The organism is Psychromonas sp. KJ10-5, from assembly GCF_055808325.1.
Genome location: NZ_CM147864.1, coordinates 2,169,430 through 2,183,599, shown reverse-complemented (window position 1 = coordinate 2,183,599; position 14,170 = coordinate 2,169,430). Strand labels below are relative to the sequence as shown.

General features: G+C 37.9%; 13 protein-coding genes. 8 read left to right on the top strand and 5 right to left on the bottom strand.

Annotation, left to right across the window (positions count from 1 at the left end):
• Positions 1-33 precede the first annotated feature (33 nt).
• From AC0L3W_RS09645 to AC0L3W_RS09625, 5 genes are all read right to left on the bottom strand, one after another.
• Entirely contained in the window at positions 34-663 is a 630-nt protein-coding gene (locus AC0L3W_RS09645; protein ID WP_290040508.1) for a YitT family protein, read from the bottom strand.
• A 334-nt stretch (positions 664-997) separates the two neighbouring features.
• Positions 998-1,459, bottom strand: coding sequence for an Lrp/AsnC family transcriptional regulator (locus tag AC0L3W_RS09640; RefSeq protein WP_409439033.1), 462 nt, complete (start codon positions 1,457-1,459; stop codon positions 998-1,000).
• Positions 1,460-1,559: 100 nt separating this feature from the next.
• Entirely contained in the window at positions 1,560-2,744 is a 1,185-nt protein-coding gene (locus AC0L3W_RS09635) for an alpha/beta hydrolase (RefSeq protein WP_409439034.1), read from the bottom strand.
• A gap of 8 nt (positions 2,745-2,752) precedes the next feature.
• Entirely contained in the window at positions 2,753-2,980 is a 228-nt protein-coding gene (locus AC0L3W_RS09630; RefSeq protein ID WP_409439035.1) for a helix-turn-helix domain-containing protein, read from the bottom strand.
• Entirely contained in the window at positions 2,977-3,672 is a 696-nt protein-coding gene (locus tag AC0L3W_RS09625) for a hypothetical protein (protein ID WP_409439036.1), read from the bottom strand. Before AC0L3W_RS09625 ends, AC0L3W_RS09630 begins: the two co-directional genes overlap by 4 nt.
• Positions 3,673-3,934: 262 nt before the next feature.
• On the opposite strand from AC0L3W_RS09625, the gene AC0L3W_RS09620 reads away from it, so the two are divergent.
• The 8 genes from AC0L3W_RS09620 to AC0L3W_RS09585 all read left to right on the top strand — a co-directional run bounded on the left by AC0L3W_RS09620 (position 3,935) and on the right by AC0L3W_RS09585 (position 13,916).
• Positions 3,935-4,450, top strand: coding sequence for a TetR/AcrR family transcriptional regulator (locus tag AC0L3W_RS09620; protein WP_409439037.1), 516 nt, complete (start codon positions 3,935-3,937; stop codon positions 4,448-4,450).
• Between the two features lie 3 nt (positions 4,451-4,453).
• Positions 4,454-5,509: an alcohol dehydrogenase family protein gene (locus AC0L3W_RS09615; protein WP_409439038.1), complete on the top strand. Its 1,056-nt coding sequence runs from the start codon at positions 4,454-4,456 to the stop codon at positions 5,507-5,509.
• A gap of 275 nt (positions 5,510-5,784) precedes the next feature.
• On the top strand, positions 5,785-7,665 hold the full coding sequence (locus tag AC0L3W_RS09610; RefSeq protein ID WP_409439039.1) for a methyl-accepting chemotaxis protein: 1,881 nt from the start codon (positions 5,785-5,787) through the stop codon (positions 7,663-7,665).
• Positions 7,666-7,866: 201 nt separating this feature from the next.
• Positions 7,867-10,131 carry an Lcl domain-containing protein gene (locus AC0L3W_RS09605; protein ID WP_409439040.1) on the top strand — a complete coding sequence of 755 codons (2,265 nt, stop codon included), beginning with the start codon at positions 7,867-7,869 and terminating at the stop codon, positions 10,129-10,131.
• A gap of 487 nt (positions 10,132-10,618) precedes the next feature.
• Positions 10,619-11,653, top strand: a complete 1,035-nt coding sequence (gene metN, locus AC0L3W_RS09600) for a methionine ABC transporter ATP-binding protein MetN (RefSeq protein ID WP_290040500.1) — start codon at positions 10,619-10,621, stop codon at positions 11,651-11,653.
• Positions 11,643-12,329 carry a methionine ABC transporter permease gene (locus AC0L3W_RS09595; RefSeq protein ID WP_113819748.1) on the top strand — a complete coding sequence of 229 codons (687 nt, stop codon included), beginning with the start codon at positions 11,643-11,645 and terminating at the stop codon, positions 12,327-12,329. The genes metN and AC0L3W_RS09595 overlap by 11 nt, the downstream gene beginning before the upstream one ends.
• 47 nt (positions 12,330-12,376) lie before the next feature.
• Positions 12,377-13,195, top strand: a complete 819-nt coding sequence (locus AC0L3W_RS09590) for a MetQ/NlpA family lipoprotein (RefSeq protein WP_290040497.1) — start codon at positions 12,377-12,379, stop codon at positions 13,193-13,195.
• 250 nt (positions 13,196-13,445) lie between these two features.
• On the top strand, positions 13,446-13,916 hold the full coding sequence (locus tag AC0L3W_RS09585) for a nuclear transport factor 2 family protein (RefSeq protein ID WP_409439041.1): 471 nt from the start codon (positions 13,446-13,448) through the stop codon (positions 13,914-13,916).
• Positions 13,917-14,170: the final 254 nt, after the last annotated feature.

Below are 14,170 nucleotides of genomic sequence, written 5' to 3'. Positions count from 1 at the left end.
AACTGATCAATTCAATCAGTTTGGTTGCCTTTATTATACTGTATACCTGTCTTTACGATGATTAAGTGCAATGATTAAGTTAAGTACAATACCGCAGAAAATAGACAAAACTAATTGATATAGCGAGACAATAGATAAAGAAATTAACATGATTGTCAGGTCTGCTCCCATCAATAGCCAGCCAGCTTTGACTGCAAACTTATCTTGTAAATACAGCGCGAGAATATTAAAACCACCTAAACTGGCTTTGTGGCGAAATAATACGATAAAACCTACACCAAAAATAAAGCCGCCAAAAATAGCAGCATAAATAGGGTTAAGTGCTTCAATGCTAATGAATTGGTCGTGTAAGGAGCTGAATATAGAAACTAGTAGCACTGCAATAAAGGTTTTTAGGGTAAACATTCTCCCCATACGATGTAGCGCTAAATAATAAAAAGGGAGATTAATGAAAAAGAAAATAACACCAAAATTGAGATCAAGTTTGTAATGAATTAATAGTGATAGTCCTGCTGTTCCGCCTGTGAGTAATCCTGCATGTTTTAGAAATAAAACACCAAATGAGACCAAACTAGTTCCAATTAATATAGCCATCGCATCTTCAAACCAACGATGCCCAGTTGTTATTTTCTGTATGTTATCTACTAGTCCAGTATCTGACATCCTTTGCAGTCCTATTGTATTTTGCATTAGTCGTGCATGCTTTATACCATGGTGATTATATTGTGCAATAAGTTGTTTTATTTTGTTTTCATTGTGTATTTTTGGTGCGTTTTTGTCTATTTTGGTGCACGTTTGAGATGTCGCTTTTATCTGCTATGTCATTGCTATTTTCGTGAGAGTTAGAAGAAAAAGGTTTAAAGATTAGTTGTGTTACTTAGCGGTCTAAGGTGGTAATGAAATCCATTTTTTCTGTTCTAAAGTTGAACGGAGATTTACAGGCTTTTCTATTTTGGTTGATATTATATAAAGCCCTCCACCTCATTGTATTGTTATTTCAGTTTACCGTTTTAATGCCACTTTCTTTGATTCGTTCAAGTACGAGAGACGTTTTGATATGTGAAATGAGTTTGGTTTGGAATACTCGTGAAAGTAACGCATTCAAACTGTCTAGATCGGAAACTACCATTTTAAGTGAATAGTCTGCATCACCAGTGGTTTTATAGGCATCGATTATACTCGGTTCATTCACAATAAATTGGTGAAAGTCTTGTGCATTTTCATTTTCATGGTTAATGAGTTTAACTTCTACCATTGCCTGCATCTCTTGTTTTAATGCTTTTGGTGCGAGGCGAGCGTGGTAGCCCAAAATAAGTTGTTGTTGCTCCAGACTGATACGACGACGTGAACATTGTGATGGAGATAAACCAACTAAGTCACTGAGCTCTTGATTAGTGAGGCGTCCATTTTCCTGTAATAAGGTTAATATCTTTACATCATATTCATCAATATTGGACATTCCTGCGCCTCTTATTAAAGTTAAGGACACAGAGTCTAACAAAGAAAATATCAACTGGCTTTAAGAATAAATAGTCTAATGCCTTATTAATATCGTTATTTTAGGGAGTAATTGAATCTGTAATCTGTTTAATCGATTCCGTTAATTCTTTGTAATAAGGGTTCCAGGTTAAGCGTGCATAAATTCTATCTGCTTGTGAGTAACCCCAAGCAGAAAACCATACTTCAGCGCCACTTTTACAGGCTTCGATGGCTTGGTTATCAAAGCTATTTTCACAAATTATTTTCTCGCCATATTGACCATAATAGGGGTTATCAGGGGCAAATATCGGACTCATATGCGAAGCGGTACTTATTTTATATTGATCTAAATGCATCGGAAATACACTGACATTGTCAGTAGCTTGTTGTTTATCCCCATACCAAATTAACTGGTTCTTAGGGTTAGTAAAAGAGTCGTGAAAGCGTTCTTCAGTTGCTTCAGAGTTGATCACACTATCAGCTTCACTGACCACCACTAAAGTAGGAATGGTTATATTGTTGTGGTCTATTTTATCTCTTGTCACTACCGCACTATCTGCATAAGCGGCTCCAGCTAATGTGGGAGCAGAGTTATATTTTACATAATTATCTTCTATCCCTTCCCAACCATCAAATACAGTGGCTAAAAGTGGTGTTAGCCTTTCTAAAATTGGCATATGTGATTCAAAACCGGGAGAAAACAACAATAAACCTGCAATACCACCATGGTCTATTGCGTTTACAGTCACTAGATTCGCACCGGTAGAGAAACCACCTAACCAGACCTGTTTATAATCTTGTTTAAGCAGCTCAACATAATGGTCAACAATCTGTTGCCAATCAGCATAAGTGGCTAGCTTCAGGTCGTCGGCTTTACTGCCGTGTCCTGGTAATAACAAGGTTTGTACATAGAACCCCTGAGACTGCAATGTAACGGCTAAATCGGAGAAGCTATAAGGTGAATCTCCTAAACCATGTACTAATAAGATAGCTTTATCTGTAGCTTGTTCAGGAAACAGCTGAAAAGGCATATTCATTGCTAGTTCTTCTGTATGGTCAGCATTAATAAACTGTCGATGTGCCATTAACCAAGTCTTAGTCTCTGCCAAGTATTGATTAAAAGTCGGCTGAATATATGGGTAGTATTGTTCCGACTGATCTAAGGAAACCGAGGGTTTACTATTAAATACCACACAACCTGTGGTTAGGCTGATAATCGCAAAAATAAGTGTGGCAGCAATGATCTTTTGTTTATTGTTCAGCATGGGTTCTCTTAGTTGATGTAGTTAGGCTTAGTTGACGATCCTGTTCCTCTGTAAGCACTGGGATTCATGCCCGTTTTAGCTTTAAATAATTTTGAGAAGTGCTGTGGATACTCAAAACCAAGTTCATAGGATATTTGTGTAATGGATAAAGTGTATTCTGAGATCAGCGTTTTAGCTCTGTCGATTAAAAATAGATGGATGTACTCTAATGCACTCTTACCTGTCTCGCGCTTCAAAGATAATAGGGAGATAAGGCTAATGCTTTACCGCAGTATTGAACCGAAGGAATACCTTGCTCTAATGGTTTGTCACTACGGTAATAATCTATCAATAGTTGTTCAAATCGATCAACATAGCTTTGGTTAAGGTCGGCTCGAACATAAAATTGTCGGTCATAAAATCGCACGCAGTAATTGAATAACAAGGCGAGTCTAGACTGCAATAATGTTTGGGTGTGGCGATCCATACTTTGTGATAATTCATATTCAATCTCTTTTGAAATATCAGTGACCACTTGGCACTCTTTTTCAGACAAGTGTAAAGACTCATTACAAGCGTATTCAAAAAAGTGATATTGGTTGATGTTTTTGCCGAGTACGCCTTGTTTAATAAAGTCAGGGTGGAAAGCAATGGTCCAACCTTTTGTACTGGTGTTTGATTGAACATTGTCAACAGAAGCTGATTGCCCTGGAGACATAAATACCATAGAGCCATCATCGAAATCATAATGACTACGTCCATAACCCATTACACATTGTAAGCCATCTTTTAATGACACTTGATACAGACCAAAAGTATATTGCACACCACTTTTAATCTTACCCTGTAGCGCATTATGGGGGTACACGGAGATAAGTGGGTGACTAGGTCTAGGTAATTGCAAGTAATCATGTAATTGAGAAATAGAGTTAATAGAGACAGACTTCATCACCACTTTCCTTTGTTAATTTTTCTAGACAAACATGCCTTTATATTCATTCTGGTCATGCTAATGAATACTCATAATAGCAAAATCTTGTTTGCTACCCTCGCAGTAAATACTGATCATACTTAAATACAGTCCACCTACTTATACATTTCTTAAATGATAGTTATCGATTTTCCTGTTTATTGTTTTTTTGATGGTTATTGACAAGGTAGAGTGTTTACTCTACCTTGTCGGTAGAATAAACACTCTACTTGGATCTGTAATGTTAAAACAACAAATTGCTGCACGTCTTGAAACAGCTTTTAGTCAACATGGTTTTGCAAAACCCAGTGTTGCCCAGCTAAAAAATGAGTGCGAGGTGAGTTTGAGAACCTTGTACAAATACTTTCCATCGAAAGAAACCATGATTGTAGCGGCACTTGAATACCGCCATCAGCGTTACCTTGCATTTTTGCTTGAAAACGCGCCTGAGCCAGGCACTCAATGTGCCGTGCATATCTTTAAGCAGTTAGAGCTATGGATGCATGAATATGCACCACATGGCTGTTTATCCATGAATGCCATTGCTGCTTTTCCTGATAACAGCTTAGTTACTGCTGCGGTGCAACAGCATAAGCAAGATGTGCGCATTTTTTTAGGAAAACAAAGTCTGCGAGAAGAATCATCAATGGCACTATTTTTATTACATGAAGGGGTGTCCAGTGCTTGGCCTTTATTAGGAAAAAGTGCAGTAAGCGCTGCTCAACAAACTTTATTACAACTATTAGGGGATGAATAATCTATGTCTACTATTCGAAAAACCATGAAAGGTATGCAATTAATAGGGCATGGTGGCCCTGAAATGTTACAAATTAACCACGAGATAACAACGCCAACCCCCGGTCCTCGTGATGTATTGATCAAGGTAACTGCTGCGGGAGTTAATAATACCGATATCAATACGCGTACCGCTTGGTATTCAAAAGGCGATAGTGATAGCGATGATGCAAGTTGGTCCGGTGCTGCTTTAGTTTTTCCTCGTATTCAAGGTGCAGATGTATGCGGTACGATTGTGGCCGTGGGTGAGCAGGTTAGTGAGAAGCGTATTGGTGAGCGTGTATTAATTGAACCTTGTTTAAATGAATTAAATGGAAAGCCCCTTGAAAATGCTTACTACTTTGGCTCTGAGTGTGATGGCGGTTTTGCGGAATATGCCCTTGTTGCAGAAAAACATGCTTATGCGATTAACAGCACCTTAACCGATGTGGAGTTAGCTTCTTTTCCATGTTCCTATTCTACGGCTGAAAATATGCTGACACGAGCGCAAGTTAAGCAGCAAGATCGTGTGTTAATCTCTGGCGCATCTGGCGGTGTTGGTTCGGCAGCGGTGCAATTAGCTAAAGCACGTGGTGCTTATGTTATTGCTATTACTAGCCCAAGTAAAAACCAACAACTATTAGATCTAGGTGCAGACCAGGTGTTATCTAGAGATGCTGATATGGTAGAGGCATTGGGTGAAAATAGTGTTGATGTGGTAGTGGACTTGGTGGCTGGTGATATGTGGCCACAATTTTTAACCTTATTAAAACCCAAAGGGCGCTATGCTGTTTCGGGAGCAATTGGTGGGGCGCTGGTGGAGTTAGATGTTCGCACACTTTACCTTAAAGATTTAAGCTTTTTTGGTTGTACTATACTTGAGCCAGAGGTCTTTCAAAACTTAGTACACTGCATTGAACAAGGTAAAATTAAACCTGTTATTGCGCAAACTTTCCCGTTGCAATCTATCGCCACTGCGCAGGAAGTCTTTTTAGCCAAACAGCATGTTGGTAAAATTGTGCTAACCATTGCTGATGTTTAATCCTTTGTAAATTCGCCCTCAATTAATGATTGGTGGTCATTCATTTTGATCAATGGATAATCACTAATCAACTCTCTCAGATGCAGACCTTCTTTGTTCATCATCGACACCTTAAAGCGATGACTTTCATAAAGTTGATAAAAATAAGTTAAGTTATTTATCTTTTGGCCGATACAGTTTACGTCTTGGTTTTAATGTTGTGTTTTTTCACACATACAGGACATAAATAATGAGTATTCAGTTATTTATCTACTTATAATTAATAAAGGTCATATATGAAAGTATCAGGGAAAGTCATACTTGTCTCATCAATAGTATTAGCACTCACCATCACCATTTTATCTTGGTTTCAATATCAAAGTGTAAAAAGCACAATTCAAAGCCATTCGAGCAGTGCTATTAAAGAGTCTAGTGATGCATTAGCACAACAAATTACTAACTGGTTAACAGGCAAATTGGAGCTAATTGATAGTACGGCACAAATAGTAGATGGTGACTTTAACGATCAGCGAATTCAAGATACTTTTGATGTTCAAGTATTAAAAGATAACTTTTTATTAGTTTTTGGTGGGTTAGAGACAAATGGAAAGCCAATTAGTAATGATGCATCATGGAACCCTGATGGGTGGGATGCAAGAAGTCGCCCTTGGTACAGTTTAGCAAAGCGTGCCAATAAAGCAGTTATTACTGAACCTTACATAGACTTCACAACTAATGAGATACTCATTTCAGTGGTTGCAAACTTAACTGACCAAGGTCAATTTAAAGGGGCATTTGGTGGTGATTTAAGTTTAAAAACAGTCTCTGAATCGCTTAATACTTTAAACTTTAATCATGCTGGTTATGCTTTCTTAATGGCTAAAAACGGTAATATCATCAGTCACCCTAATGAAGATAATAATGGTCATAATTATAGTGAACTGTTTGCTGGGCAATCCTTGTCATTTACTAAAGATATTCAAGAAGTGGAAGTAAATGGTAAATCAACCTGGGTTAGTTTTACACCTTTAACCGGGCTACGTGGAGTAGACTGGTATATAGGCGTAGTTGTTGATGCTGATATCGTCATGGCTGAAGCAGATCATATTGGTGTTAGCTCATTTATTGGTGCATTAATTAGTTTAGTCATTGGTATTCTAGTATTCAGCTATGCAATGAAGTTTATTTTGAAACCGATTGCTTTATTAACTCAATCATTATTGGATATTAATAGTGGTAATGGTGATTTAAGTAAACGCTTACCGATCATTTCACGTGATGAATTTGCCGAAGTAGCAAGACAATTTAACCAATTTGTAGATAATCTGCAGGGTATTATTATTAATGTAAAAGCATTAGCTGAAGACACTGGAACCAGTGCTAATGTGGTGACAGAAAAGTCGGGTAAAGCATCACGTGAACTACAATTACAACTTTCCGAGTTAGACCAACTTGCCACTGCAATGAATGAGATGGCTTCTAGTTCCACTGAAGTAGCAAATAATGCACAAGTAGCTGCGCAATCTGCAAGTGCCGCAGATCAAGAAACACAAAATGGTGTGATGGTGGTCTCTAATACAACCGAATCAATTAATGAGCTTGCACAACACCTGGAAATAGCAGTTGAATCTGTGGTTGAGTTGACGCACTTTAGTAATAACATCGAGTCTATTTTATCGGTGATTACTGAAATTGCCGATCAAACTAACTTGTTAGCATTAAATGCAGCCATTGAAGCCGCAAGAGCCGGGGAGTCTGGACGAGGGTTTGCTGTTGTGGCCGATGAAGTACGCTCTTTAGCATCACGTACGCAGGAATCAACCAGTGAAATAAAATCAACGATTGAGCAACTACAAACAGGTGTTCATAAAGCCGAAAGTAAAATTAAAGAGAGCAGAGAGGCGGCAACGATGACCTCAAAAGAAGCGGCTAAAGCTAATGAGTCATTAGAAGTTATTCGCAATGCGATCGTTGAAATTACGGATATGAATATCCAGATAGCTTCCGCTGCAGAAGAGCAGTCTGCGACAGCTGAAGAGATAAATCGAAATACCACTAACATTCGTGATATCAGTCAAGATGTTGCTGAAGGTGCACACGAGCAAGCAAAACAAGCAAGCCTAATGCATAAACAGGTGCAAGCACAATCTGAGCAACTCAATAAATTTAAAGTTTAATTTTTCACCTATAACTGGTCATATTAAGCGGCCACATTCTTAATTTATTTTAAGGGAGTGGCTGCTAACACCTTCACTTAAAAGCTTTTCTGTTATACTTGTCACATTAATGAATGTGATAGGTATTATTATAAATTCTTCATTATTCTTGCACATTGTTATTTTATATTGGCCTTTTTTTAACCAAAGTGGGTGACCAATATGATAAAAATAATACTGAGCAACTGCCTAATCTTAAGTGCTCTTCTGGCCTTCCCTACACAAGCGTCACAAACCTTAACAGCTACCATTATTGGGTCTGGTTCACCTATTTATAATGAGAAAAGAGCGAGTGCAAGTGTGCTTATTAGTAATGGTGAAACTAACATTCTGGTGGATATGGGGAATGGAACACAAGCTAATCTGCATAAACTAGGTGTACCGATTGCTAGCTTATCAAGCTTATTATTAACCCATCATCATTTAGATCATAATGAAGAGTTTGCTCCTTTATTGATTGGTCTATTAATGTCTAATCATGACTTTGATATCGTAGGACCAGAGAATACAACACACTTTACAGAAGCGAACTTAAACCTTTATCAAGAAGATATTAGTTATCGTCTAGGGAGAACCAATAGAAACTTTGATCAGCGTAAAAAAGCAATTCACCTTAGTGAGTTAAAAGGTGGAGAGCAGTTTAAAATTGGTGCGATTAATGTGTCTACACTCGCAGTGCCACATACTATTGCGACCCTTGCGTATCGTTTTGATTATGACCGACAATCTATAGTGGTCACTGGAGATTTAACCTATTCAAAAGCATTACCTAAGTTTGCGAAAAATGCCGATTATATGATTATCGACTCTGGCGGCATGGTGATGTCAAATATGCAACCTAAAAAACAAAAAACTAATCCAAGTAAGCATAAACAAGCCACTAAACGTGCGCATTTAGACTTAAATGATTCTAGTTTGTTAGCTTCCCAAGCTGGCGTTAAACAACTCGTTTATACACACTTTCTTAAGGGAGAGGTTGATACTAAAGAAAGCCTAAAGCAGATCCGAAAAAACTATCAAGGGCCAGTTATTTTTGGTGAGGATTTGATGGTAGTGAATCAAGTAAATAAAACAGTCTCAAACAATCTCACTTATCCTGTGGTTGATACTGGCCAAGTCGCATTTTACAGTGATAAAAAAGTGATTAAAGAGCCTACTGTGGAAGAAGCCTTTTTTGGTCAAGATGGGCAATATGTGATTAATCAGCCTTCCTATACCGATAATCATGATGGCACAATTCAAGACAATATCACTGGATTGCAATGGCAACAGGGGCTGACCGAAAAATTAACCTATCAAGAAGCCTTACAAAAAGTGAAGCAGTTTAGATTAGGCGGTTATTCTGATTGGCGTATTGCTAACATCAAAGAGTTGTATTCCTTAATTCAATTCACTGGCTCTGTAAAAGGGCAAAAAGCTATCACGCCTTTTATCGACACAAATTACTTTAAGCAACCCTTAGGAGATACAAACTTAGGTGAGCGTGAAATTGACGCGCAAGTTTGGAGTAGCACTGAGTATGTAGCCAAAACTATGAATAATGATGAAACCATTTTTGGTGTTAATTTTGTCGATGGAAGAATCAAAGGGTATCCCAAATATAATCCACGTACCCATCAAGCAAATAAAATGTACTTTAGATTTGTGAGAGGGAATGTTGCTTACGGTAAAAATAATTTTACGGACAATGGTGATGGCACTGTCACCGATCATGCAACTGGATTAACTTGGCAAAAGCAGGATAGTCAACAAGCAATGAACTGGCAGCAAGCGTTAGATTATTCAGCCCAACTTCAGTTAGGGGGGCATGATGATTGGAGACTACCTAATGCGAAGGAGTTACAAAGTATTGTCGATTATACTCGCTCACCAGAAACGACTGATTCTGCTGCGATTGATACAATCTTTGAAACGACAATTATAAAAGATGAAAGTGGTCATAAAGATTATCCTTACTTTTGGAGTTCAACGACTCACTTAGATGGCCCTATACCGGAGAGTAGTGCTGCTTATGTTGCCTTTGGTAAAGGGTTAGGTGAAATGCGTGGCACGGTGATGGACGTACATGGTGCTGGCGCGCAGCGTAGCGACCCTAAGACTGGTAAGGCAATGTCTAGAGGTCCGCAGGGGGATATGATCAGAGTTTATAACTATGTCCGAAGCGTGCGAGGAGGCGTGAAGGATACCGAGCAAACTACAGATACAAAGACTCACCTAGCTTTTACTAAAAGTGATAACGAAACCCATGGGCAACAGAAGCAATCATCTCAACATAATCGCTTTATTAAACGCTTAGATAAAAATGGCGACAATAGAGTGTCTAGCGATGAGTTCCATGGCAATCGAACTCAGTTTAATTATTTAGACACTAATAAAGATGGTTATATCAGTGTTCAAGAAGCGCCAACCGGACCTGCTAAAAAATAACAGAAAGCCTTGATAATATTCAATAACTCTATTCATAAAGGTTTAAAGATATAATTTGTCCTTAATGCCTATTTTTTATGTTATTACCATTAGTGAGTGTCCGAATTAACAGGACGAACGGTGGACAAACTCTGCAACTAGCTAAGCAGTCGCAGAGGTTCACTTATCAATTATTGATGTATCAGCAGCAGCGAGGGCTGCTATTTTTGCATTAGGTCTATTAGGATTAGATTTTACTCCCTTTAAAAAAATAACGACTTTTTAACCTTACTTTTAAAGCATCACCTTAGAGTGATGTTTTTTTTGCCTAGTGAAAATCATCAAACTAAGTTTTTTGCTCTATCAATTAATGTAAATCAAATTTGTTTATTTTAATTAATTGATTTAGACGTCTAGATGGCTTAGTATGCATCCATTATTACAACTTAGCTCACAGATTTTCTATGATGCCTAATATGTAACCAGTATTTAAATTTCAGGAAATCTGATGATAGAAATAAAAGATGTAAACAAGGTGTTTTATCAGGGAGATAAGGCGATTAACGCGCTTTCCGATATTAACCTAACCATAGAACAAGGTAGTATTTTTGGTGTGATCGGTTCATCTGGCGCGGGCAAAAGTACATTAATACGTTGTGTTAACTTATTAGAACGTCCAAGCTCTGGTGAAGTGTTGCTCGACGGTGTCGACTTAACCAAATTATCAGATCAAGAGTTAACTAATACTCGTCGTAAAATTGGAATGATCTTCCAACACTTTAACCTATTATCATCACGCACGGTTTTTAATAATGTCGCCTTACCTTTAGAGCTTGCTGGCGTTAGTAAAAGCGAGATAAAAAGTAAAGTTGAAGAGCTATTAGCGTTAGTTGGCTTAGCTGAAAAGCGCGATGTTTACCCAGCAAACTTGAGTGGTGGACAAAAACAGCGTGTGGCAATTGCGCGGGCATTAGCGTCGGATCCTAAAGTATTATTATGTGATGAAGCAACTAGTGCATTAGATCCTGCGACGACTATCTCTATCTTAGAGTTACTTCGTAAGATTAATAAAGAGTTGAATCTGACTATTCTTTTAATTACCCATGAAATGGCGGTAGTAAAAGGTATTTGTCAGGAAGTGGCTATTATCGGTGGAGGGAAGTTAGTTGAGAATGGGTTGGTGGGAGACATTTTTGCTCACCCTAAAACAGAGCTAGCGCGTGAGTTTATTCGCTCAACATTAGACTTATCAATCCCAGCTGATTACCAAGAGCGTTTGCACAGTACACGTGTTGAAAACAGTTACCCTTTAATTCGTTTAGAGTTCACTGGTGCCTCTGTTGATGCGCCAGTAATTAGTCATGTAGCTCGTGAATTTAATATTGATATCAGTATCTTAAGTTCTAATATGGATTATGTAGGTGGTGTTAAGTTTGGCTTGATGTTAGCTGAATTTATTGGCCCAGATGAATGTGCAGAAAAAGCCATTGAGTATTTAAAACAACAAAAAATTGAACTAGAGGTGCTTGGCTATGTCATTTAATGCAGTGGTTACTTGGTGGGCTGAAAACACACGCCTAATTGAGCTATTAGTTAGTTCATTGTGGGAAACATTAATCATGGTGTTTACGTCTGGTTTTATCGGTTTTGTGGTCGGTATTCCTCTGGGTGTGTTATTACACCTAAGTAAAAAGAATGGTTTATTAGAAAGCACTAGCTTGAACAAAATATTAGGTGTTGTGGTGAATATCGGCCGTTCAATCCCATTTATTATTTTGCTGGTTGCTTTAATTCCAGTGACTCGCTTTATTGTTGGCTCGTCAATTGGGACTGCAGCTGCAATTGTGCCTCTAACCATTGGTGCGATTCCATTTATCGCACGTCTTGTTGAAGGTGCGTTATTAGAGGTTCCAGCTGGATTAGTTGAAGCCGCACAAGCGATGGGAGCTAAGCCACTACAAATCATTAAGAAAGTATTATTACCAGAGGCATTACCCGGCATTATCAATGCGGCAACCATTACATTAGTGACTTTAGTAGGTTACTCAGCGATGGCAGGGACCGTTGGTGGTGGTGGTCTTGGTGATGTTGGTATTCGTTATGGCTACCAACGTTTTGATGCCACTGTGATGATGATTACTATCGTTATTCTGGTGATCCTAGTACAACTGATTCAGTCTCTAGGTGATTATCTTGTTAAGCGTGTAGACCACCGTTAATCGTTTCATTTTAAATTTTATTAAAGCAACATCTCAAAGGAAAATGTATGAATGTTAATATCAAAAAAGTAATCGCTGTATTAGGTTTTGCGTCTGTATTTGCGCTAGCTGGTTGTGGTGAAAAAGAAGCACCGGCAGTTGATAACAATAAAGTAAAAATTGGTGTAATCGCTGGTGCTGAAGCACAAGTAGCAGAGATTGCTGCTAAAGTAGCGAAAGAGAAATATAACCTAGATGTATCATTAGTCACTTTTTCTGATTACATTACACCTAATGCTGCATTAGATGAAGGTTCAATCGATGCAAATGCATTCCAACACAAACCTTACTTGGATCAACAGGTTGCTGATCGTGGTTACAAATTTTCTGTTGCAGGTAACACATTAGTTTATCCAATCGCTGGTTATTCAAGCAAAATTAAATCATTAGATGAATTAAAAGACGGTGACCAAATTGCTGTACCAAGTGACCCAACTAACTTAGGGCGTTCTTTAATTTTATTAGAGAAGCAAGGCTTACTAACACTGAAAGAAGGTGCTGGCCTGAAAGCAACAGTATTAGATATTGTTAGCAGTGAAAAGAACCTAAAAATTGTTGAACTAGAAGCAGCACAACTTCCACGTTCTTTAGATGATGTTGCATTAGCAATCATTAATACAACCTACGCAAGTTCAATTGATCTATCACCAGAGCATGATGGTTTATTTGTTGAAAATAAAGAGTCTCCATACGTTAACTTAATTGTTGCGCGTGAAGATAATGTAAATGCTGAAAACGTGCAAAACTTTGTTAAAGCATATCAATCAGATGAAGTGTACCAAGCTGCTTTAGAAATATTCAAAGGCGGTGCCGTTAAAGGTTGGTAATCCGACTTTTAATAACGGTAGAGTGATTAAAAAGGTATTAAGCGTTGCTTAATACCTTTTTTTATACCTTCATTTTGACTAATTAATGGCTGAGTTAAAACTGTTCATATTTTTTCTGTAAATCATGTCCGACTAAATGCTATTTCCAACATAGGAAAAAGATAAAAAAGCCGTTATTCTATTGTTTAAATCTTAATACTTATCAGAAATATATGCCTATTGGTTATTTTTAATTTATTGGAGATTAACAATGAAAATCGCACGTCCACCTTTACCCCCTTTTAATGTTGCAAGTGCTACTCTAAAAGTCAGAGCCGCAGAGAATGGCTGGAACAATAAAGACCCCGAAGCCGTTTCACATGCTTATAGCCAAGATAGTCAGTGGAGAAACCGCTCACAATTTATTAATGGCCGCGCTGAAATTGTCGATTTTTTAACAACCAAGTGGGAAAACGAATTAGATTATAAGTTAATTAAAGAGTTGTGGGCATTCAGTGGTAATCGTATTGCAGTTCGTTTTGCTTATGAATATCGTAATAAAGATAATCAGTGGTTTCGAGCGTATGGCAATGAGAATTGGCAGTTTGATGAGTTAGGTTTGATGCAAAAACGCTTTGCTTGTATTAATGATTTACCCATTAATGAGCAAGATCGTTTGTTTACTTGGGAAGGGGCAAAGCGCCCAGATGATTTCCCTGGTTTATCCGAGTTAGGCTTATAGATGCCTTATTTTCCTACATTTGATAACGTGTATTACGCTCATTAAGTGAACCATTTCCCTTGTTAAAATAAACTATCTCCTCTTTGTAAGTTTCGTAAAGGGAACAACCATTTACGAAACTTATGCCTTAAACCAAGCCATTGCTCCTACACAATATTTAGAATATTTATTGAGTATAGTTTGCTCTTAGTGAAATTTATTCAGATGTAGGAAGGTCTTTATTGTTGATACTTTTGTTGGTAAGAATAATCACC